The 19,634-nt window shown below is 69.1% G+C and carries 24 protein-coding genes and 1 other RNA gene; 13 read left to right on the forward strand and 12 right to left on the reverse strand.

The genetic code is table 11. From position 1 onward, the window contains the following. Window position 1: 1 nt before the first annotated feature. From ABDK56_RS01335 to recA, 3 genes are all read left to right on the forward strand, one after another. Window positions 2-2,371 (forward strand): hybrid sensor histidine kinase/response regulator, encoded by a 2,370-nt coding sequence (locus ABDK56_RS01335; protein ID WP_502959242.1) that lies wholly within the window; start codon window positions 2-4, stop codon window positions 2,369-2,371. A gap of 37 nt (window positions 2,372-2,408) precedes the next feature. Then, on the forward strand, window positions 2,409-2,774 hold the full coding sequence (locus ABDK56_RS01340; protein WP_349806271.1) for a response regulator: 366 nt from the start codon (window positions 2,409-2,411) through the stop codon (window positions 2,772-2,774). 99 nt (window positions 2,775-2,873) lie between these two features. Continuing rightward, window positions 2,874-3,950, forward strand: coding sequence for a recombinase RecA (recA, locus tag ABDK56_RS01345; RefSeq protein WP_349806272.1), 1,077 nt, complete (start codon window positions 2,874-2,876; stop codon window positions 3,948-3,950). Between the two features lie 92 nt (window positions 3,951-4,042). Here the strand turns inward: recA and ABDK56_RS01350 are convergent, their stop codons facing one another. Continuing rightward, window positions 4,043-5,350: a dicarboxylate/amino acid:cation symporter gene (locus ABDK56_RS01350; protein WP_349806273.1), complete on the reverse strand. Its 1,308-nt coding sequence runs from the start codon at window positions 5,348-5,350 to the stop codon at window positions 4,043-4,045. A gap of 92 nt (window positions 5,351-5,442) precedes the next feature. Here ABDK56_RS01350 and ABDK56_RS01355 point away from each other — a divergent pair, with 92 nt between their 5' ends. Next, a complete protein-coding gene (locus tag ABDK56_RS01355; protein ID WP_349806274.1) occupies window positions 5,443-6,243 on the forward strand; it encodes a TIGR01459 family HAD-type hydrolase in 801 nt (266 codons plus the stop codon). Window positions 6,244-6,253: 10 nt separating this feature from the next. Here ABDK56_RS01355 and rpoH read toward each other — a convergent pair whose 3' ends face one another. Both rpoH and ABDK56_RS01365 read right to left on the reverse strand, forming a co-directional pair. After that, window positions 6,254-7,162 (reverse strand): RNA polymerase sigma factor RpoH, encoded by a 909-nt coding sequence (rpoH, locus tag ABDK56_RS01360; RefSeq protein ID WP_349806275.1) that lies wholly within the window; start codon window positions 7,160-7,162, stop codon window positions 6,254-6,256. A gap of 52 nt (window positions 7,163-7,214) precedes the next feature. Further along, the gene (locus tag ABDK56_RS01365; protein WP_349806276.1) at window positions 7,215-8,165 is read right to left on the reverse strand and encodes an RluA family pseudouridine synthase; all 951 of its coding nucleotides are present in this window, start codon (window positions 8,163-8,165) and stop codon (window positions 7,215-7,217) included. 86 nt (window positions 8,166-8,251) lie between these two features. Here ABDK56_RS01365 and ABDK56_RS01370 point away from each other — a divergent pair, with 86 nt between their 5' ends. The 9 genes from ABDK56_RS01370 to ABDK56_RS01410 all read left to right on the forward strand — a co-directional run bounded on the left by ABDK56_RS01370 (window position 8,252) and on the right by ABDK56_RS01410 (window position 16,070). Continuing rightward, window positions 8,252-8,884 carry a histidine phosphotransferase family protein gene (locus ABDK56_RS01370; RefSeq protein ID WP_349806277.1) on the forward strand — a complete coding sequence of 211 codons (633 nt, stop codon included), beginning with the start codon at window positions 8,252-8,254 and terminating at the stop codon, window positions 8,882-8,884. Window positions 8,885-8,981: 97 nt separating this feature from the next. Next, window positions 8,982-11,321, forward strand: a complete 2,340-nt coding sequence (locus ABDK56_RS01375; protein WP_349806278.1) for a chemotaxis protein CheA — start codon at window positions 8,982-8,984, stop codon at window positions 11,319-11,321. Beyond that, complete coding sequence (locus ABDK56_RS01380; RefSeq protein ID WP_349806279.1) at window positions 11,318-11,764, forward strand: chemotaxis protein CheW; 447 nt, start codon at window positions 11,318-11,320, stop codon at window positions 11,762-11,764. The genes ABDK56_RS01375 and ABDK56_RS01380 overlap by 4 nt, the downstream gene beginning before the upstream one ends. An 86-nt stretch (window positions 11,765-11,850) precedes the next feature. Next, complete coding sequence (locus tag ABDK56_RS01385; RefSeq protein ID WP_349806280.1) at window positions 11,851-12,216, forward strand: response regulator; 366 nt, start codon at window positions 11,851-11,853, stop codon at window positions 12,214-12,216. Window positions 12,217-12,225: 9 nt separating this feature from the next. Next, window positions 12,226-13,341, forward strand: coding sequence for a chemotaxis-specific protein-glutamate methyltransferase CheB (cheB, locus tag ABDK56_RS01390; RefSeq protein WP_349806281.1), 1,116 nt, complete (start codon window positions 12,226-12,228; stop codon window positions 13,339-13,341). Beyond that, window positions 13,332-14,189, forward strand: a complete 858-nt coding sequence (locus ABDK56_RS01395) for a CheR family methyltransferase (protein ID WP_349806282.1) — start codon at window positions 13,332-13,334, stop codon at window positions 14,187-14,189. Before cheB ends, ABDK56_RS01395 begins: the two co-directional genes overlap by 10 nt. 43 nt (window positions 14,190-14,232) lie before the next feature. After that, the gene (locus ABDK56_RS01400; RefSeq protein WP_349806283.1) at window positions 14,233-14,913 is read left to right on the forward strand and encodes an N-acetylmuramoyl-L-alanine amidase; all 681 of its coding nucleotides are present in this window, start codon (window positions 14,233-14,235) and stop codon (window positions 14,911-14,913) included. A gap of 197 nt (window positions 14,914-15,110) precedes the next feature. Continuing rightward, window positions 15,111-15,486, forward strand: an RNA gene (gene rnpB, locus ABDK56_RS01405) — RNase P RNA component class A. Window positions 15,487-15,533: 47 nt separating this feature from the next. Then, window positions 15,534-16,070, forward strand: a complete 537-nt coding sequence (locus ABDK56_RS01410; protein ID WP_349806284.1) for a J domain-containing protein — start codon at window positions 15,534-15,536, stop codon at window positions 16,068-16,070. A 5-nt stretch (window positions 16,071-16,075) separates the two neighbouring features. On the opposite strand, the gene ABDK56_RS01415 is transcribed toward ABDK56_RS01410, so the two are convergent. From ABDK56_RS01415 to pspA, 9 genes are read right to left on the reverse strand one after another with little or no spacing between them, the layout of a single operon-like run. Further along, window positions 16,076-16,528 (reverse strand): PaaI family thioesterase, encoded by a 453-nt coding sequence (locus ABDK56_RS01415; protein ID WP_349806285.1) that lies wholly within the window; start codon window positions 16,526-16,528, stop codon window positions 16,076-16,078. Further along, window positions 16,525-16,944, reverse strand: a complete 420-nt coding sequence (locus ABDK56_RS01420) for a SufE family protein (RefSeq protein ID WP_502959243.1) — start codon at window positions 16,942-16,944, stop codon at window positions 16,525-16,527. The genes ABDK56_RS01415 and ABDK56_RS01420 overlap by 4 nt, the downstream gene beginning before the upstream one ends. A 31-nt stretch (window positions 16,945-16,975) precedes the next feature. Then, window positions 16,976-17,308: a hypothetical protein gene (locus ABDK56_RS01425; protein WP_349806286.1), complete on the reverse strand. Its 333-nt coding sequence runs from the start codon at window positions 17,306-17,308 to the stop codon at window positions 16,976-16,978. Continuing rightward, window positions 17,305-17,580 (reverse strand): hypothetical protein, encoded by a 276-nt coding sequence (locus ABDK56_RS01430; protein ID WP_349806287.1) that lies wholly within the window; start codon window positions 17,578-17,580, stop codon window positions 17,305-17,307. The genes ABDK56_RS01425 and ABDK56_RS01430 overlap by 4 nt, the downstream gene beginning before the upstream one ends. Before the next feature lie 9 nt (window positions 17,581-17,589). After that, entirely contained in the window at window positions 17,590-17,880 is a 291-nt protein-coding gene (locus tag ABDK56_RS01435; protein ID WP_349806288.1) for a hypothetical protein, read from the reverse strand. Further along, a complete protein-coding gene (locus ABDK56_RS01440) occupies window positions 17,880-18,149 on the reverse strand; it encodes a hypothetical protein (protein WP_349806289.1) in 270 nt (89 codons plus the stop codon). The genes ABDK56_RS01435 and ABDK56_RS01440 overlap by 1 nt, the downstream gene beginning before the upstream one ends. 13 nt (window positions 18,150-18,162) lie before the next feature. Continuing rightward, entirely contained in the window at window positions 18,163-18,552 is a 390-nt protein-coding gene (gene pspC, locus ABDK56_RS01445) for an envelope stress response membrane protein PspC (protein ID WP_349806290.1), read from the reverse strand. Further along, complete coding sequence (pspB, locus tag ABDK56_RS01450; protein WP_349806801.1) at window positions 18,549-18,887, reverse strand: envelope stress response membrane protein PspB; 339 nt, start codon at window positions 18,885-18,887, stop codon at window positions 18,549-18,551. Before pspB ends, pspC begins: the two co-directional genes overlap by 4 nt. Before the next feature lie 15 nt (window positions 18,888-18,902). Continuing rightward, the gene (pspA, locus tag ABDK56_RS01455; RefSeq protein ID WP_349806291.1) at window positions 18,903-19,571 is read right to left on the reverse strand and encodes a phage shock protein PspA; all 669 of its coding nucleotides are present in this window, start codon (window positions 19,569-19,571) and stop codon (window positions 18,903-18,905) included. Window positions 19,572-19,634 lie beyond the last annotated feature (63 nt).

The following is a 19,634-nucleotide window of genomic DNA, read 5'->3' on the forward strand; positions in this document are numbered from 1 at the left end:
GGTGCTTCACCAGGACCTCGCCTCGCTCGACGCGGAGCCGCTTGACGGCGGCCTGAAATGGCTGGTGCCGCTGCTGATCGCGGCGGCGGCGGCGAGCGGGGCGGTCCTGTTCAGCCTGTTCGGCGAACCGCTGTTCGCCGGGCTGTTCTTCACCGGCTTCGTGGCGATGCTGGTCGCCGCCTTCGTCATCGAACGGCGCGCGCGGCGCGTCCCGCTGGTCGAGCTTCGCCCAGTGCCCGACGTCGCGCTGGTCGCCAATGCGCTCGACCTTGCCGGCGAGGCGGCGATGGTCACCGACGTCGAGGGGCGGATGGTGGCCGCCAACGCCGCCTATCGCGCGCGCGCCGACCGCCCGCTCGATCCGGCCGCCGCGAGCGAACTTCGCGCGAGAGCCCTGCGCGACGGCCGCGCGTCGAGCGGGACGGGCAACAGCGCCGAGTCGGTCTCGGTCGCACGGGTTGGCGCCGCCGGCGATCACCTGTTGTGGCGGTTCGCGACCCCCGCGCCCGATCTCGAGGCGGTCGCCGCGAAACGGATCGCCGGGCTGACCGGCGAGCGGCTGGCGGCGGCCGGCGTACTCGCCGCGCTGGTCGACGGCACCGGCCGGCTGATCGCCGCGAACGAGTCGTTCGCCGCCCGCGCCGCGCCCGCGGCGAGCCCGGGCGAGGCGCCGATCTATCTGTCCGACCTCTTGTCGATGGGCGAGGACGGGCTGGTCCAGCTACTCGCCGAGGGCGAGGGCGCGCGCCCGCTGCGCGCGATCCGGGTGCCGGTCGACGTCGCCGACGAGAGCGGGATCGCGACCCTGCTGATGTTCGACCAGGGCGCGCCATCGGGCGGCGGCGAATCGGGCAACGTGCAGGCGCTGCTCGACGTCCTTCCGATCGGGCTGGCGCTGATCGACCGCGACGGGCGCTTCCTGACGATGAACAAGTCGTTCCGCGCCGCCGGGGGGATCGCGGGCGAGGCGATGCCCTCCTATCCGGGCGACCTGGTGGTCAAGGACGACAAGGCCGCGGTCGCCGACGCGGTGCGCCGCAACGCGCGCGGCCCGGCGATGTCGGGCGACTTGCCGGTCCGCCTCAACCACCAGCCGGGCGAGCCGGTGGCGATGACCGTGGCGGGGCTGCGCGGACTCGGCGAGGCGGTCGTGCTCCTGCTGCTCAAGGACAATAGCGAGGAAGCCAAGCTCAAGCGGCAGGTCGCCCAGGCGACCAAGATGCAGGCGGTCGGCCAGCTCGCCGGGGGCGTCGCGCACGACTTCAACAACATCCTGACCGCGATCATCGGCCACTGCGACCTGATGCTGATGCGCCATACCCCAGGCGACAGCGACTATGACGATATCCAGCAGATCAAGTCGAACTCGAACCGCGCCGCCGGGCTGACCCGCCAGCTGCTTGCCTTTTCGCGCCAGCAGACGCTCCGCCCGCAGCTGCTCCAGCTGCCCGACGTGGTCAGCGAGGTGTCGCACCTCCTGAAGCGGTTGCTCGGCGAGACGGTGCAGCTGGTGGTCAAGCACGGCCGCGGCGTCGGGGCGGTCCGCGCCGACCCGGGGCAGCTCGAACAGGTCATCGTCAATCTTGCGGTCAACGCGCGCGACGCGATGGCGGGCAAGGGCGGCGGGGTGCTCACCATCCATACCTATGCGGTCCGCGCCGACCAGGTCGCCGACCTTGGTTCGGACATCCTGCCCGTCGACGATTACTCGGCGCTGTCGATCAGCGACACCGGCTCCGGCATCCCCGCCAACGTGCTTGGCAAGGTGTTCGAACCCTTCTTCACCACCAAGGAGGTCGGCAAGGGCACCGGGCTCGGGCTGTCGACCGTCTACGGCATCGTCAAGCAGTCGGGCGGTTTCATCTTCGCCGACAGCCAGGTGGGGCAGGGGACCCGCTTCACCATCTACCTGCCGGTCCACCGCGTCGACGAGCAGGAGGCCGCCGCCGCTGGCCGCCGCAAGGAACCCGCCGACGACAAGGAATTGTGGGGTACCGGCACCATCCTGCTGGTCGAGGACGAGCCGATGGTCCGCACCGTCGCCGAGCGCGCGCTCGTCCGCCACGGCTACAAGGTGCTGACCGCGACCAACGGCGAGGAAGCGCTCGAGGTGCTGGAAAGCAGCGACACGCCGATCAACCTCTTGATCAGCGACGTGGTGATGCCGTTGATGGACGGCCCGACGATGGTTCGCGAGGCGCGCAAGACCTGGCCCGACCTGCCGATCCTGTTCATGTCGGGCTATGCCGAGGAACAGTTGCGCAAGTCGATCGACCTCGAGAAGGTCGCCTTCCTGCCCAAGCCGTTCGCGGTCCAGGAACTCGCCGAGGCGGTGCGCAAGGCGCTGACCGAGGGCGCGCCCGCAAATTAGGCTTTTCTTGGTGAACGGCGCTGCTATGCCTCGCCGGGTGACCAGTCGTACCATCCTGATCGTCGAGGACGAGCCGCTCATCGCAATGATGCTCGAGGATTTCCTCGATTCGCTCGGGCACAAGGTCGCGGGCGTGTGCGAGACGGTCGACGAGGGGCTCGGCGCGGTCGCCGCGGGCGGGTTCGACGTCGCCATCCTCGACGTCAACCTCAAGGGCCGCAGCGTGTGGCCGGTCGCCTCGGCGTTGCGCGACAAGGACATCCCGTTCGTGCTCGCCAGCGGCGGCCATGTCGAGCCGCCCCCGGCCGAATTCGCCGCCGTGCCGCTGATCGACAAGCCCTACACGGTCGACCGCGTGTCCCCCGCGATCGAGGCCGCGCTCGAAGGCACGGGCGCCGCCTGACAATATTTCGTTCCACTCTTGTTCTTGTGGAACGAACCATGTACATCGTCGTCATCATCCACGGGAACTCGGCCCGCGATTGACGAAAGGACCGATGACATGGCAGCGCAGCTCAAGGTTGTAAAAGCGGGTGGGGACAGCGTGAACTCGGATCGTCAGAAAGCATTGGAAGCCGCGCTCGCGCAGATCGACCGCGCGTTCGGCAAGGGCTCGGCGATGAAGCTTGGCAGCCGCGAGAAGATCGAGATCGAGACGATTTCGACCGGCAGCCTCGGGCTCGACATCGCGCTCGGCGTCGGCGGGCTTCCGCGCGGCCGGGTGATCGAGATCTACGGGCCCGAAAGCTCGGGCAAGACGACGCTCGCGCTCCATGCGATCGCCGAGGCGCAGAAGGACGGCGGCACCGCCGCCTTCGTCGATGCCGAGCACGCGCTCGACCCGGTCTACGCCAAGAAGCTCGGGGTCGACATCGACGAGCTGATCGTGTCGCAGCCCGACACCGGCGAGCAGGCGCTCGAGATCGTCGACACGCTGGTCCGCTCGAACGCGATCGACGTGCTGGTGGTCGATTCGGTCGCCGCGCTGGTGCCGCGCGCCGAGATCGAGGGCGAGATGGGCGACAGCCACGTCGGCCTCCAGGCGCGGCTGATGAGCCAGGCGCTGCGCAAGCTGACCGGCTCGATCAACCGTTCGAAGTGCACGGTCATCTTCATCAACCAGGTGCGGATGAAGATCGGGGTGATGTACGGCAATCCGGAAACCACCACCGGCGGTAACGCGCTGAAGTTCTACGCCTCGGTCCGGCTCGACATCCGCCGCACCGGGCAGATCAAGGACCGCGACGATATCGTCGGCAACACCACCCGGGTGAAGGTCGTCAAGAACAAGGTCGCGCCGCCGTTCAAGCAGGTCGAATTCGACATCATGTATGGCGAGGGCGTCAGCAAGATGGGCGAGGTGCTCGATCTCGGGGTCAAGGCCGGGCTGATCGACAAGTCGGGGGCGTGGTTCAGCTACGACTCGACCCGCATCGGGCAGGGCCGCGAAAATGCGAAGACTTTCCTCCGCGAAAATCCCGAGATGGCGACCCGGATCGAAAACGCCATCCGCGGCCGCACCGAAGAAGTCGGCGAGGCGCTGATGGTCGGCCCGTCGCCCGACGACGACGCCGAGTAAGTCTTTCCCCTGGAAACGAGGCGGGCGCCGTGACCGATGGGTCGCGGCGCCCGTCTTCCGTTCTAAACAATGTCACGCGCCCGGCCTGACGGTCAGGCGTCGATCGGCGGCGGCGGGGTGTGGCTAGGCGCGGGCACCGGGTCGATGTCGGGACTGCGTTCCTCGCCGAGCCCGGTTTCCCACTTCGCCACGGCGACCGACGCGACCGCGTTGCCGATGACGTTGGTCGCGCTTCGCCCCATGTCGAGGAAGTGGTCGACCGCCAGCACCAGCAGCAGCCCCGCCTCGGGAATGTGGAACTGGTTGAGCGTCGCGGCGATCACCACCAGGCTCGCGCGCGGCACGCCCGCCATGCCCTTGCTGGTGATCATCAGCACCAGCAGCATCGTGATTTCCTGCGTCAGGGTAAGGTCGATGCCATAGGCCTGCGCGATGAAGATCGACGCGAAGGTCATGTACATCATCGACCCGTCGAGGTTGAACGAATAGCCGAGCGGCAGGACGAAGCTCGCGATCCGCGGCGGCACCCCGAACCGCTCGAGCGCTTCGAGCGTGCGCGGGAAGGCCGCCTCGCTCGACGCGGTCGAGAAGGCGAGCACCGCGGGGTCGCGAATATAGCGGAACAGGTCGAACGCCCGCCGCCCGGTGAGCAGGAAAGCAGCCGCGAACAACAGGCTCCACAGGATCACCAGCCCGAGGAAAAAGGCGCCGACGAACTTGCCGTAGGTCAGCAGGATCTCGGGCCCGCGCTCGGCGATCGCCGCGGTCACCGCCGCGAACACCGCGAACGGCGCGGCACGCATGACATAATCGGTGACCTGGAGCATGACCTTGACCAGCGCCTCGACCGCGCGCTGGATCGGCCGCGCCGCCTCGCCCAGCGCGGTGATCGCCACGCCGAAGAACAGCGAGAAGATGACGATCGGCAGAATCTCGTTCTTGGCCATCGAATCGACGATCGACGCCGGGACGAGGTGGGTGATGAAGTCCTTGAGGTTGAACGCCGACGAATCAACCCCGCTTGCCGTCCCCGCGGCGGGCAGCGCCAGCCCGACCCCGACACCCGGCTCGATCAGGTTGACCAGCACCAGCCCGAGCAAAAGCGAGATGACGCTCGCGCCGATGAACCAGGCGAGGCTTTTCACTCCGACCCGCCCCAGCGCGGCGATGTCGCCCATGTGCGCGATCCCCGCCACCAGCGTGGCGAACACCAGCGGGGCGATGATCATCTTGATCAGCCGCAGGAACAGCGCGGTGACGATGCCCAGATTGTCGGCGATCGCCTTGAGCGTCGCCGCCGCGGCAGGCGTCCCGTCGTCGACCTGCCAGTTGATCGCCAGCCCGGCGACAAGCCCCAGCACCAGCGCGATCAATATGTACCGGGTAATCCTGTTGCCCACCTGACGCTCCTCTTCTCGTCGGAAAGCCAAGCCGCTGCGCGCGCGGGCGTCAAGCTTGAGGGGGGCAGGGGGAGCGGCTAGGCGCGGGGGCGATGACCGATCTCGACGCGCTCGACCCCCGCTACACGACCATCCTGTGCGACATCTGGGGCGTGATCCACGACGGTCACGCCCTCTATCCCGGTGCCGCCGCGCGGCTCGCGCGGTGGCGCGGCGAGGGGCGGCGGATCGTCCTCGTCACCAACGCGCCGCGTCCCGCCGAGGTGGTCGCGGCACAGCTCGCCCGGCTCGGCCTCGCCGACGATTGCTGGGACGGCATCTCGACCAGCGGCGAGGCGGGACTCGCCGCGCTGCTCGCGCTTTCCGCCCCGCCGGGGCTGCTCGGCACCCGCCGCGACCGCGCCGATCTGGAGACGCGCGGGCTGGCCTTCGCCGATAAAGGCTTCACCGACCTTGCCGTCACCGGGCTCGACGACGCCCGCCCGTCGGTCGCCGATTATACCGGGCAGCTCGAGGCATGGGCGCGGCAGGGCGTCCGCTTTCACTGCCTCAACCCCGACCGGGTGGTGATCCACGGCGGCGTCGCCGAACCCTGCGCCGGGGCCCTCGCCGACGTCTACGAGGCGCTCGGCGGCCGCGTCGCCTGGTACGGCAAGCCCCACGATGCCATCTATCACCACGCGCTCGGGCTTGCCGGCGATCCGCCTCGCGACACGGTGCTTGCGGTCGGCGATTCGCTCGTCACCGACATGCTCGGCGCGGCGGGGCAGGGGATCGACGCGCTGTTCGTCCGCTCGGGAATTCACGCCGGCGAGCCATGGCCCGACGATTTCGCCGACCGTCACGGCCTGGGCGACTGGCACCCGATCGCGCTGGTCGACGGGCTGGCCTAGCGAACGCGGCTCAGGCGGCGGGAAGCAGCCGCTGCTCGCTCGCCGACTTGAGCAGCGCCGCCTGCAGCTTCTCGAACGCGCGCACCTCGATCTGCCGGATCCGCTCGCGACTGACCCCGTAGACCTGCGAAAGGTCCTCGAGCGTCTTGGGCTCGTCGATCAGCCGCCGCTCGGTCAGGATATGCTTCTCGCGGTCGTTGAGGCTGTCCATCGCGCGGGTCAGCAGGTCATGGCGGACCTGCCGCTCCTCCTCGTCGGCGACGATCTCGTCCTGCAACGGCGCTTCGGACACGAGGAAGTCCTGCCATTGGCCCTCGCCGTCCTCGCTGCTCCGAAGCGGCGCATTGAGCGAGGTGTCGCCGCCCATGCCCATGCGGCGATTCATCGACACCACCTCTTCCTCGCTGACGCCGAGGTCGGTGGCGATTTTGGTCACGTCGGCGGGCTTGAGGTCGCCCTCGTCGAACGCCTGGATCTGGTTCTTCATCCGCCGGAGGTTGAAGAACAGCTTCTTCTGGTTGGCGGTGGTGCCCATCTTCACCAGCGACCAGGCGCGCAGGATGAATTCCTGGATCGAGGCGCGGATCCACCACATCGCATAGGTGGCGAGGCGGAAGCCCCGGTCGGGCTCGAACTTCTTGACGCCCTGCATCAGCCCGACGTTGCCCTCGCTGATCAGGTCGCTGACCGGCAGGCCGTATCCGCGATAGCCCATCGCGATCTTCGCGACGAGCCGCAGGTGCGAATTGACCAGCTGAGCGGCGGCGTCGGTGTCGCCCTGCTCGCGCCAGCGCTTGGCGAGCATGAACTCCTCCTCGGGCGCGAGGATCGGGAATTTCTTGATCTCGGACAGGTAGCGGTTCAGCCCCGCTTCGCCGCCCGAGGCGGGGATCGACACTGCCCCTTTCGCATTCGCCATCGCTTCACTCCCTTGCCGGGGTCCGCCTGTGCGACCCCTAGCGTTTGAAATCCTATACACCAAGCCGCTTGAACAGTTCCTGCATATCCGGCGGAAGGGCGCTGTCGAACGACAGACGGTCCTTCGTGATCGGGTGGGTGAACCCCAGCCGCGCCGCGTGGAGCGCCTGCCGCTCGAACCCGAGTTCCTTCAATACGTCTCGGTGCCCCTTGCGGATGCGCCCGTAGACCGGGTCGCCGAGCAAAGGGTGGCCGATCGAGGCCATGTGCACCCGCACCTGGTGGGTCCGCCCGGTTTCGAGCCGGCATTCGACCAGCGCTGCCTCGCGCAGCCGCTCAAGCGTGCGCCAGTGGGTCACCGCCCGCTTGCCGCGCGCCGCCTCGACGATCGCCACCTTCTTGCGGTCGTGGGGCGAGCGCGCCAGCGGCGCGTCGACCGTCCCGCTCGCCATCGTCGGCGTCCCCGCGACGATCGCGAGGTAGCGCCGCTCGATGCTGTGGTCGGCGAACTGCTTGGCCAGCCCCTCGTGCGCGCGGTCGGTCTTGGCGACCAGCAGCAGCCCCGATGTGTCCTTGTCGATGCGGTGGACGATCCCCGGCCGCGCGACCCCGCCGATCCCGCTCAGCGATCCCGCGCAATGGTGGAGCAGCGCGTTGACCAGCGTCCCGTCGCGGTTGCCCGCCGCGGGGTGGACGACCAGCCCCGCGGGCTTGTCGACCACCAGCAAATGGTCGTCCTCGTGGACCACGACCAGCGGAATGTCCTGCGCCTCGTTGTGCGCCGGCTCGGGCGCGGGCAGCGCGAGGGTGAAGCGCTCGTCGCCGCGCACCTTGATCGCCGGGTCGCGCACCGCGCCGCGCTCGCTTTCGAGCGCCCCGGCCTTGGTCAGCACCTTCAGCCGTTCGCGCGACAGGGTCGGCACCGCGTCGGCCAGCGCGCGGTCGAGCCGCCAGCCCGCGTGGGCCGGCGCCAGGCGCACCTCGATCGTCTGAACCTCCCCCATGCGCCGGTCGATATGGGACCGGTTCGCTCCTGTTCAAGCCCGTCCCGGCCTTGCGCGCCCCTCGTTTTGCCGCCATGCCGCCAATCATGAACGCGATCGACCTCGCCGGGCTGATGTGCAGCCGCCTGTGCCACGATCTGCTGTCGCCGGTCGGCGCGCTCAACAACGGGATCGAGCTGCTCGCCGACGAACAGGACCCCGAGATGCGCGAGCGCTGCCTCGAGCTGCTCAACGACAGTGCGCGGGCCAGCGCGAACAAGCTCAAATTCTTTCGCATCGCATTCGGCGCGGGCGGCGGCTTCGGCGACGAGATCGACACGCGCGAGGCGCATTCGGCGCTGCAGGGGCTCTACGGCCCCGAAAAGCGGATCGAGCTCGGCTGGATGGTCGCCGGCGACCGGCTGTCGAAGGGCGCGACCAAGCTGCTGCTCAACCTCGCGATGATCGCGGGCGACGCGCTGGTCCGCGGCGGGCGGCTCGACGTCGGGGTCGAACGCGGCGACAGCCTCGAAATGGTGATCCGCGCCGAGGGGCCGCGGATCCTGCTCGACCCCAAGCTGCGCGAAACGATCCTGACCGGCTCGTCGGGGGGCGAGGTCGAACCGCGCGCCGCCGGTGCCTGGCTCGCGCACAGCCTCGCCGCGCAGGGCGGGGGCACGATCCGGCTGAGCGATCCGGCCGACGAAGTGCTGCTGATCGGGGTCACGCTCCCCGCCTGAGCCACCCCATACAGCGAGCGGCGCGACACAGCTAACGGCGCGTTAACATCTTCGCGGCATAGACGGCCCACAAGCAACCGCGCACGGGGCCTCGCTGGTGGACGATCTGATTGCCGATTTCGTGGCCGAATGCCGGGAGATGCTCGAAGCGCTGGGCGGCGAGATCGTCGCCTGGGAAGCCTCGCCGGGCGACCGCGCGCGGCTCGATAACATCTTCCGCTTCGTCCACACGGTGAAGGGCAACTGCGGCTTTTTCGACTTTCCCCGGCTCGAAGCGCTCAGCCACGCCGCCGAGGACGCGCTCGCCGACTGCCGCGCCGGCCGCCGCGCGCCCGACAGCGCGCTGGTCAGCGCGGTGCTCCACATCATCGACCGGATCGGCGAGATGATTGCCGCGATCGACGAGGGCAACGGCATCCCCGAGGGCGACGACAGCGACCTGATCGGCGCGCTCGCGCCCGGTGCCGGGGCGCCGAGCGCGACCGGCCCCGCCGCCGCGCCTGCCGAGGCGAGCGCCAAAAACGGCGCCGCGCCGCGCACCATCCGCCTGTCGGTCGAGCTGCTCGACCGGGTGATGAGCGGGGTCAGCGACATGGTGCTGGCACGAAACGAACTCGCCCGCCGGCTGCGCGAATCCGACCATGACGTGATCGTCGACGGCGCGTTCGAGCGGCTCTCGGGGATCATCGCCGAAATGCGCGACGCGATCACCCGCACCCGCATGCAGCGGATCGAGAATCTGTTCGTCGCGCTGCCGCGAATGGTCCGCGACCTGTCGGGCGAACTCGGCAAGCAGGTGCTTGTCGACATAGAGGGCGGCGACGTCGAGCTCGATCGCGAGATGATCGAGATGATCCGCGATCCGCTGACCCACATCATCCGCAACGCGGTCGACCATGGCATCGAACGGCCCGCCGACCGGCTGAAGGCGGGCAAGCGCGAGATCGGCGTGCTCGCCGTCTCGGCGCGCCAGTCGGGCAACCAGATATTGATCGACATCGTCGACGACGGGAAGGGGATCGACCCCGCCCGGCTGGTCGACAAGGCGGTCGCCAACCAGCTGCTGACCCGCGAGGAGGCGAAGGCGCTGTCGCACCGCGACCAACTCGCGTTGATCTTCGAGGCCGGCCTCTCGACCGCCGAGGCGGTCACCGCCATTTCGGGCCGCGGGGTCGGGATGGACGTGGTCCGCTCGAACATCGAGCGGATCGGCGGGGTGGTCGAGGTCGATTCGACCGTCGGCAAGGGCACGCGCATGACTCTTCGGGTCCCGCTCACCCTCACCATCATCCCCGCGCTGACCGTCTCGATCGGTCGCCAGCATTTCGCGATCCCGCGCTCGGCGATCGAGGAGATCGTCCGCGCCAACGGCTCGAGCGTCACGCTCGAGACGGTCGGCGGCAGCGGCATCGCCACCATTCGCGGCCGCCGCCTGCCCGAGATCGCGCTCGCCGACGTGCTCGGCCTCGACAGCGACCTTACCGATGCCGAACGGACGCTGATCGTGCTCAAGCCCGCGGGCGGTGACGTGTTCGCGCTCGGCGTCGACCGGATCCACGACCATGAGGAGCTGGTGGTCAAGCCCGCCGCCCCGGCGGTGATGGCGACCGGGCTCTACGCCGGTACCACGCTCGCCGACGACGGCAGCCCGATCCTGCTGTTCGACCCGGCAGGGCTGGCCGAGGTCGGCGGCATCCGGCTCGAGGAACAGGCGCGCACCCGCGGCCACGACGACAGCGAAGCCCCGATCGTCCGCGACGAGGTGTCGGTGCTGCTGTTCAAGGGCTGCGACGGCGCGCGCCGTGCGGTCCGGCTGGCGCTGGTCGAACGGATCGAGGAAGTCCCCGCCGCCGCGATCACGCACGGCGCCGGCCGCCTCCGCATCCAGCTCGGCGAGACGATCCTGCCGCTCGCCGGGATCGACCAGGTTCCCGACGAGGGCCGGCTGCGCGTGTTCCGCCTCAGCGACGGCCATGGCGAGATCGCCTATGCCTTCGGCGAGGTGATCGACCTGATGGCGCTTCGCCACGAGATCATCCCCGCGTCCGCCCCGGGCGCGATCGAGGGGGTGACGCTGATCGGCGGCGAGCCGGCCGAACTGCTCGACGTCCACTGGCTGTTCGCGACGTTCGGCGGCGCGAAGCCGGCGGCCACCGTCCAGCCGGTCTGCCGCCTGCCGTCGGGCGACCCGTGGATCCAGAACATGCTGCGCCCGATCATCGAGGCGGCGGGCTACAGGGTGGTCGACGAGGCTCACGACGGTCCCGCCGACATCGGCATCGTCACCGACGGTGCGGAAGCGCCGACGGCGGGCGGGCAGGGGCGGCTGATCCACCTCGCCGCCGATCCCGACCAGGCCGACGGCAAGGACCGGCTTTACCGCTACGATCGCGCGGGCCTGCTGATGGCGCTCAAGAGCGCGGGAGGACGGGCGTGAACCAGTTGCTGCTGATCGTCACCATCGCCGGCAGCCGGGTCGCGCTCCCCGCCGCCGAGGTCGAGGGCGTGGTCGAGCTCGAAGCGCTGATCGACGTTCCCCGCGCGCCCGCGCACATCGCCGGGCTGAGCGCGCTTCGAAGCCGGGTGCTGACCGTGGTCGACTGCCGCCTCAGCCTCGAACTCGAACCCGCCCCCAACGCCCGCGACGGGCTGCTCGAAGGCGCGGTGGTCGAGGTCGACGGCCATCATTACGCGCTGCTGGTCGACGCGGTCGAGGACGTGGTCGACGCGCTCGGCGATCCCGCCCCGGTCCGCGCCGCGATGGGCGCCGGCTGGCAGCGCGTGTCGCGCGGCATGGTCGAAACCGACGAGGGGCCGCTGCTGCTGGTCGACGTCGCCGCGCTCGTCGCGGGCCCCGATCGCGCCGCGGCGGCGGCTTAAGTCTCTGGTTACCACTGCTTGGTAGAACCGATCGTCAAATCGAACCGGCCCGGCCCCATCGGCCGGTCCTGAACAGGATGCGTTTCATGAAGACCTGCCTCATCGTCGACGACAGCAAGGTGATCCGCAAGGTCGCCCGCCACATTCTCGAGACGCTCGAATTCCAGGTCGACGAGGCCGGCGACGGCAAGGAAGCGCTCGACCGCTGCGAGGCGGCGATGCCCGACGTCGTCCTGCTCGACTGGAACATGCCGGTGATGAGCGGGATGGAGTTCCTGAAGCTGCTTCGCCAGCGCGGCCACAGCGACCAGCCCAAGGTCGTCTTCTGCACCACGGAGAACGACATGGCGCACATCCGCGCCGCGCTCGAGGCGGGAGCCGACGAATATGTCATGAAGCCGTTCGACCGCGAAACGCTGCACATCAAGCTCCAGCTCGTCGGCGTCGCTTAAGCCCCGCCGATGGCGCGCGCGCTCGCCACGTCGCCCGGCCGCGGAGCCGTCAGGCGCCCGATCCGGCTGATGATCGTCGACGATTCGATGGTCGCGCGGGCGGTGCTGTCGCGCATGATCTCGGCCGACGACAGCTTCGAAATCGCCGCCATCGCCGCGACTGCCGAGGCGGCGATCGAGGCGCTCGGCCAGGTCACCGTCGACGTCGTCCTGCTCGACCTCGAAATGCCCGGCGCGGGCGGGCTCGTCTCGATCCCCGCGATCCTCAAGGCGGCGCGCGGCGCCAAGGTGCTGATCGTCTCCTCGCTTGCCGAGGAAGGCGCCGAGGAAACCGTCACCGCGCTGCGGCTCGGCGCGACCGACACGCTGCCCAAGCCCGGCACCGGCCGCTTCAACGGCCGCTTTTCCGAGGTGCTGCTCGAACGGCTCCACGCGCTCGGCCATGCCGATCGCGGCGCCCCGCTCCCGGTCGCGGCCGCGCTTCCCGTCTCGGCGATCCGCGGCGACCTGCCGCCGCTTCGCGCGATGAGCGAGGACCAGCTCGAACTGCTCGCGATCGGCGCCTCGACCGGGGGCATCCACGCGCTCGGCCAGCTGCTCGCCGCGCTGCCGGCGTCGATCGGGGTCCCGATCCTCGTCACCCAACACCTACCCGCCCCGTTCATGGGGGTGTTCGCGCGCCAGCTGGCGATCGCCGCCAACCGCCCGGCGGTGATCGCCGAGGACGGCATGCCGCTGGTTCCCGAACGAATCCACATCGCGCCGGGCGACGCCCATCTCGCGGTCGAACTCTACCGCGACCGGCTCGTCGCGCGGCTCGAACGCCACAAGGTCGCCTCGGGCTGCCTGCCCTCGGTCGACCCGATGTTCGCCAGCGCGGGCGCGGTGCTCGGCAGCGGCGCGCTCGGCGTCGTGCTGACCGGCATGGGCCGCGACGGCACCGAAGGCGCGGCGAAGCTGGTCGCGTGCGGCGGCGCGGTGATCGCGCAGGACGAACAGAGCTCGGCGGTGTGGGGAATGCCCCGCGCGGTCGCCGAGGCGGGGCTGGTCAGCGCGATCCTGCCTCCCGACCAGATCGGCGCGCTGGTCGGCGTGCGCGTCGCGGAAGCCGCCCCGTGCAAGTAAGCGACAGCTCGAGCCGGATTCTCGCCGGGCTGCTCGAGGCCCGCACCGGACAGCAACTGACAATGAGCCGCCGCTGGCGGATCGAGACCGCGCTGGCGCAGATCCTGCGCGCGCGCGGTATCGCCACGCTCGACGAGCTGATCACCATCCTCGTCATGGGCAAGGAGCCCGGCCTGTCGCAGCAGGTGGTCGAGGCGCTGCTCAACAACGAGACCTATTTCTTCCGCGACCGCTCGCCGTTCGACCAGCTTCAAACGCAGGTCCTCCCGCGCCTCGCGGAGCTTCGCGGCGACCGGAAGCGGCTGCGCATCTGGTCGGCGGGCTGCTCGACCGGGCAGGAGGCCTATTCGCTGGCGATGATGTTCGCCGACGATCCGATCAAGTGGCGCGGCTGGACGATCGACATCCTCGGCACCGACGTCAGCGAGAACGTCGTCCGCCGCGCGCGCGAAGGCAGCTATACCCAGTTCGAGGTCCAGCGCGGGCTCGGCGTCACCCAGATGATCCGCTGGTTCGACGAGAAGCCCGACGGCTGGTTCGCGCACGAGACGCTGCGCCGCGCGGTCCGCTTCCAGGTCCACAACATCCTCGAGGCGGTGCCCCAGCCGGGCGAGGGCCAGTTCGACATCGTGCTGTGCCGCAACGTGCTGCTCTACCTCAACGCCGACAAGAAGCGGCTCGCGTTCGACCGCATCGCCTCGGCGCTCGCCCCCGACGGGCTGTTCATGATGGGGGCGGGGGAGACTGTCATCGGCCAGACCGAGCGCTTCCGCGCCGACCGCGACTGGCGCGGCCTCTACCGCCTCGCGGGCAGCGATTTCGTCGAGCGCCGCGCCGCGCGGGGCTGAACGCCCCTTGACCTCGCGCCGCTGCTGACGCCTGTTGCGCGTCATGCACTTTACCGACCGGCCCTCGCCCAATTTCGACGAGCGCAAGCTGCCGGTCTCGATGATCGTGCTCCACTACACCGGCATGCCCGACGCCGCCGGCGCGCTCGACCGGCTGACCAGCTCGGAGGCAAAGGTGTCGGCGCATTATTGCGTGTGCGAGGACGGCGAGGTGATCCGCCTCGTCGACGAGGAGCATCGCGCGTGGCACGCGGGGCGCAGCTACTGGCGCGGGATCACCGACGTCAATTCGGCCAGCGTCGGGATCGAGATCGTCAATCCCGGCCACGAGTTCGGCTATCGCCCGTTCCCCGCCGAACAGATGTCGGCGCTGATCCCGCTGGTCGCCTCGATCAAGGACCGCCACGGCATCAGCCGCGGCAACGTCGTCGGCCACAGCGACGTCGCCCCGGCGCGGAAAGACGACCCCGGCGAGCTGTTCCCCTGGTGGGACCTCGCCAAGCGCCGCCTCGCGCTCCCCAGCCCCAGCCGCGACCTGATGGACCCGCTATGGACCGACGCGGGGTTTCTGCTGGCGCTCGAACGCTTCGGCTACGAAGTCACCGACCCGCTCAAGGCCACCATCGCGTTTCAACGGCGGTTTCGGCCGGACCTGATCGACGGTATTATTGACGGCGAGTGTCGGGCGAAACTACTCGCGCTGCTACTGCCGCGTCCGCAATGAACTCTGAAGGAAGTCCGAGATGAAGAGTTGGGAACACGGTCTCCTCCTCGTTTGCATGACCATTTCGGTGTCCTTCGCGGCCGAGGATACATTCGGCCGGCACGCGATTATCGCGGTGGCATTTTTCGGTTTCCTAGTCATCACAGCCGCTCGGCTGATGGACTTTCGAAAGCGCCATCGGGTATAGGCCACCCCCGCCAGGGGACCGGGCGGCCGCGTCGGGAGTTCGCTCCTGCCGAGGAAAGTCCGGGCACCACGGAACGACGGTGCCGGGTAACCCCCGGCGGCCCGCGCTTCGGTTCGGGTCAGGGAAAGTGCCACAGAAAGCAGTCCACCGGTCTTCGGGCCGGCCAGGGCGAAAGGGTGCGGCAAGAGCGCACCGCGCTTCCGGCAACGGCGGCGGCACGGCAAACCCCACCGGGTGCAAGACCGAATAGGGGTGGCGCATGGGCCTGTTCCGGCCCGTCACCCGGGTTGGTCGCTTGAGCGGCGCGGCAACGCACCGCCTAGAGGAATGGTCGCACAGGCGCCTCGCGCGCTGGACAGAACCCGGCTTACAGGTCCCCTGGCATTTTTTGGACACTGGCGGAGCAAGCGGCCCGCCCCTAGGTTGAGCGCACATGGCCAGGCAGCAGCGATCTGACGACTGGGGTTTTCCCCGCTGGCGCCCCTACGGCGCCAAGGGCCGCGCCGCCGCGCGGGTTCGCCTGTGCGACCGCGAGGGCTGCGACGAGGTCGGCGACCGCCCCGCGCCCAAGGCCCCGAACAGCCCCGAACGCTGGATGTTCTGCGAGCCCCATGCCGCCGAGTACAACCGGAACTGGAACTATTTCGCGGGCCTCACCGCCGAGGAAGCCGCCCGCCGCGCCGCCGACGAGGAAGCCGGCGCCTCGGCCTTCCGCAAGTCGGCGCATTACCAGTGGGCAGGCCCGGGCGACGGCAGCCGCAGCCGCGACGAGATGCGCGCGCTCGACGCGCTCGGCCTCGACACCGACGCCGACTTCGCCACCGTCCGCGCCGCCTACCGCGCGCTCGCCAAGCAGTATCACCCCGATACGAACAAGGACGACGAGGACGCCGCCACCCGCTTCCAGCAGGTGCAGGCCGCCTACGAGGTGCTGCGCAAGGCCGAGGAACGAAAGTCGTTCAAGGCCTGACTTGCCTAGGGACTGAGGATGAACGTCCCGCTCGCCCGCGCGACCGGCCGGTCGGGATCGCCGGTGTGCGCGATTCCCGACGCGAAGGCGACCTGCCGCGTCACCCGCTCGCACCGGCAGCGGGCGATCAGCGTCTCGCCCTTCGGCGCGGGGCGGAAATAGTCGAGCCGAAGGTCGATCGTCGCCAGCGGCACGAACCGCCCCAGCTTCATCCACGCCGCCGCCCCGCAGCCGGTGTCCATCAGGCTGACGATCGCGCCCGACGCGAAGAACCCCTCGTCCGGGATACCGACCAGTTCCTCGCGCCACGGCAGCGCGAGCTCGAGCCAGTCCTCCTCGGCGCGGAGGAAATCGAACCCCAGCGCCTTGCCGTGCCCGACCAACCGCGCGAGTGCGAAGAAGCGCGCCGGGTCGAACGTCCCCGCCATCGCCGCTGGATGGTCGGACGCGTCGCTCATGCCCCGGCCAGCCGCGCCGCCGTCTCGCGCACCAGCGCGATCATGTTGGGGATGCCCTGCGTCCGGTTCGACGACAGCTCGCGCGACAGGTCGAACGGCGCCAGCGCGGCGGCGATGTCGGTCTCGGCGACCTCGGCGGCGGGGCGGTCCTGGACCGCGCTCAGCACCAGCGCGACCACCCCCTTGGTGATCGCCGCATTGCTGTCGGCGAGGAAATGGAGCCGCCCGTCGTCGGTCGGGGTCGGATAGACCCACACGCTCGCCGAACAGCCGCGCACCCGGGTCGCGTCGGTCTTGAGCGCATCGGGCATCGGCTCGAGCCGCCGCCCGAGCTCGATCAGCAGCCGGTAGCGCTCTTCCGAATCGAGGAATTCATAGTCGTCGGCGATCTCGGCGAGGGCGGGCAGGGCGGTCATCGCCCTCGCCTAGGGCAGCCCCGCCTGCGCTTCAACGGTCGCGCAGGCTGTCGATCTCGCGCGCCAGGCTGTTTTCCTTTTCGACCGTGATCCGCTCGAGCGTCTGGATCCGCTCCTTGAGCTGCTTGACCTCGTCGCGCAGCGCGCGCGCCTCGGCGCTGTCGTCGGCGCGCTCGTAATCGTCGGGATCGTCGCGGAATCGCCGCCCCATCATCCCGAACGGCGGGAAGCCGCCCAGCGGCCCGCCGCCCCAGCGGCCGCCGTCACGCGGGCGAAGCCCATACTTGGCCATCTGCTTCGTGCGGATGATCCCGCCGATGGTGGTGATGGCGACGATGGCGATGACGAACTCGAACGGGTTCATGATTCAACTCGGTCCTTCGGTTGCGACAGGCGCGGCTCGCGCAGCGCCTCGATCTGCGCGGCGGTGTCGTAACCCTTGTCGGTGACGATCTGCTCGAGCACCCGCACGCGGGTCTCGAGCCGCTCGACGTGGCTGGCATATTGCGCGCTCTTCTCGGCGGTCATCTCGGACTGCGCCATCAGCTGGCGCTCCTTCATCTTGATCCACATCTTGAACGGCGCGATTCCGATCGCGGCGAGCGGGATGAGTATCCAGATCGTGTCGGGTCCCATGGCCTCACCTTACCCGTTCAATTCGCTACCCGACAGCCGTTTCGGCCGCAGTGCGTCGATCTTTGCCGCCGTTTCGTAGCCGCCGTCGGTAACGATCTGCTCGAGCACCCGCACCCGCGCCTCGAGCTCGGCATTCGACGCGGCATATTGCGCGGCCTTCTCGGCGGTGGTCGACGCCATTAGCTGCATCTCGATCTCGCGGTGCTTCAGCCGCCGTTTGTAGACGTCGCCCCAGATGCCGAGCCCGACCGGCAAGCCGATCACGATCAGCGCGAGCAGCACGATCACCATCCCGTCCATCAGGCGTCTAGCCGCTTGGGCTGGCGAAGCGCGTCGATCTTCGCCGCGGTCTCGTAGCCCCCGTCGGTGACGATCCGTTCGAGCACCGCCAGCCGCGCCTCGACGTCTTTCGAGTGCGAGACATATTGCGCCGCCTTCTCGGCGACCTGCATCGCCTCAATGTCGAGCCGCTTCTCGCGAAGGCTGAACCAGCGCCGCATCCCGTAGAGGATGACGATCGTCGGCAGCAGGATGGTGACGCACAGCGCCATGAAATCGCCCGGGTTCATCGCTTTTCTCCCCCTAACGCAGCCCGTCGATCTCGTTGGCGAGGCTGCGGTTCTCGGTCGTCACATAATGCTCGACGTCGGCCAGCCGGCGGTCGATGTCGCGCAGCCGCGAGCGGATGTCGCGCGAGGTCTGCTGCGGCGAGGCACGCACCTGCTGCCAGAAGCGGCGCTCGTCGGGGCCTTCCATCGCGAACTCGCGCGGCTGGTCGGGCGCGACCCACCCGGCGATGAAGTAGAGCGGAAGCACGCTGCCGCCGCTCATAAAGAGGCCGGCGAGGAACATGATCCGAACCAGGGAGACGTCGAGACCGGTGTAATCGGCAATCCCGGCGCAAACGCCCATGACCTTGCCGTCACGCTTGTTGCGGTAGAATTTCGTCCGGCTTGGCGGCTGCGTGCTCATCGGCTGCGCTCCCTGCTGCGACGGGTCAGTTCCTGGAAATCGCGATTGAGGTCGCGCGCCTCGTCGAGATGGTCGAGCAGCCCGACACGCCCGGTGACGCTCGGCGGCGGGCAGGACGCGCGCCAGTCGGGGTTTTCCGCGGTCATGATCCGCTCGATCGAACACAGCCGGTCGTCGAGACGCCGCGCCGCGTCATACAGTTCATCCAGCAGCTTCTCGTCGCCACCGGTTAGCTTCGCTGCCGTCTTCCACTTGGTCACATAATGAAAGACCAGCCACGGCAGGCCGAGGAACAAGGTGATTATGGCCAACGCACCCATCGCGTAACCCATCATATCGTCCGGATTCACTTATTCCCCCTTCGCTTGCAGCCGGGCCTTCATCGCCGCCAGCTCGGCGTCGACGCTGTCGCTCGCGCGCAGCTCGGCAATTTCTTCCTCGAGGCTCTTCGGCCCGCTCAGCCCGAGCGCGTCGGCATGGCCCTCGGCCAGGTCCGCGCGCCGCTCGAGCAGCGAGAAGCGCGAGAACGCCTCCTCGGTCCGCACGCCATGGGTGATCTCGCGCGCCCGCGCCCGAGTCACCGCGCTCTCGATCCGGTTGGCGATCGCGTTCTGCCGTGCCCGCGCTTCGCGAAGCTTGCCCTGAAGCTTGGCGATGTCCGCCTCGTAGCTCTTCAGCGTCTCCTCGATCTGGGCGATTTCGCCGCGCAGCCCCTCGGCCATGTCGGCCGCCTTCTGCCGCTCGACCAGCGCCGCCTTGGCAAGGTCCTCGCGGTCCTTCGACAGCGCCAGCTCGGCCTTTTCGGTCCACCCTGCCTGGATGTCCTCGAGCCGTACCAGCGCGCGGCGCATTTCCTTGCCGTCGGCGATCGAGCGCGCCGCCGAGGCCCGCACCTCGACCAGCGTCTCCTCCATCTCGAGAATGATCATCCGGATCATCCGCGCCGGATCTTCCGCCCGGTCGAGCAACTCGGCCATGTTGGCGGCGACGATATCGCGGGTTCGGGAAAAAATGCCCATCAAATCACTCCGGTATTCAAGTCAGGCCCTGTACGGCCATTCTTTTGCAATCGTCATGCCATT

It is taken from the genome of Sphingomonas sp. ASV193 (assembly GCF_040203355.1).
In the GTDB taxonomy this organism is placed as follows: Bacteria; Pseudomonadota; Alphaproteobacteria; order Sphingomonadales; family Sphingomonadaceae; genus Sphingomicrobium.

Bases quoted from the DNA above. Each gene is read 5' to 3' on its own strand.
- recA (WP_349806272.1), top strand. From the start codon at position 2,874: ATGGCAGCGCAGCTCAAGGTTGTAAAAGCGGGTGGGGACAGCGTGAAC.
- ABDK56_RS01355 (WP_349806274.1), top strand. From the start codon at position 5,443: ATGACCGATCTCGACGCGCTCGACCCCCGCTACACGACCATCCTGTGC.
- rpoH (WP_349806275.1), bottom strand. From the start codon at position 7,162: ATGGCGAATGCGAAAGGGGCAGTGTCGATCCCCGCCTCGGGCGGCGAA.
- ABDK56_RS01365 (WP_349806276.1), bottom strand. From the start codon at position 8,165: ATGGGGGAGGTTCAGACGATCGAGGTGCGCCTGGCGCCGGCCCACGCG.
- ABDK56_RS01370 (WP_349806277.1), top strand. From the start codon at position 8,252: ATGAACGCGATCGACCTCGCCGGGCTGATGTGCAGCCGCCTGTGCCAC.
- ABDK56_RS01385 (WP_349806280.1), top strand. From the start codon at position 11,851: ATGAAGACCTGCCTCATCGTCGACGACAGCAAGGTGATCCGCAAGGTC.
- cheB (WP_349806281.1), top strand. From the start codon at position 12,226: ATGGCGCGCGCGCTCGCCACGTCGCCCGGCCGCGGAGCCGTCAGGCGC.
- ABDK56_RS01400 (WP_349806283.1), top strand. From the start codon at position 14,233: ATGCACTTTACCGACCGGCCCTCGCCCAATTTCGACGAGCGCAAGCTG.
- ABDK56_RS01410 (WP_349806284.1), top strand. From the start codon at position 15,534: ATGGCCAGGCAGCAGCGATCTGACGACTGGGGTTTTCCCCGCTGGCGC.
- ABDK56_RS01415 (WP_349806285.1), bottom strand. From the start codon at position 16,528: ATGAGCGACGCGTCCGACCATCCAGCGGCGATGGCGGGGACGTTCGAC.
- ABDK56_RS01420 (WP_502959243.1), bottom strand. From the start codon at position 16,944: ATGACCGCCCTGCCCGCCCTCGCCGAGATCGCCGACGACTATGAATTC.
- ABDK56_RS01425 (WP_349806286.1), bottom strand. From the start codon at position 17,308: ATGAACCCGTTCGAGTTCGTCATCGCCATCGTCGCCATCACCACCATC.
- ABDK56_RS01430 (WP_349806287.1), bottom strand. From the start codon at position 17,580: ATGGGACCCGACACGATCTGGATACTCATCCCGCTCGCCGCGATCGGA.
- ABDK56_RS01435 (WP_349806288.1), bottom strand. From the start codon at position 17,880: ATGGACGGGATGGTGATCGTGCTGCTCGCGCTGATCGTGATCGGCTTG.
- ABDK56_RS01440 (WP_349806289.1), bottom strand. From the start codon at position 18,149: ATGAACCCGGGCGATTTCATGGCGCTGTGCGTCACCATCCTGCTGCCG.
- pspC (WP_349806290.1), bottom strand. From the start codon at position 18,552: ATGAGCACGCAGCCGCCAAGCCGGACGAAATTCTACCGCAACAAGCGT.
- pspB (WP_349806801.1), bottom strand. From the start codon at position 18,887: ATGATGGGTTACGCGATGGGTGCGTTGGCCATAATCACCTTGTTCCTC.
- pspA (WP_349806291.1), bottom strand. From the start codon at position 19,571: ATGGGCATTTTTTCCCGAACCCGCGATATCGTCGCCGCCAACATGGCC.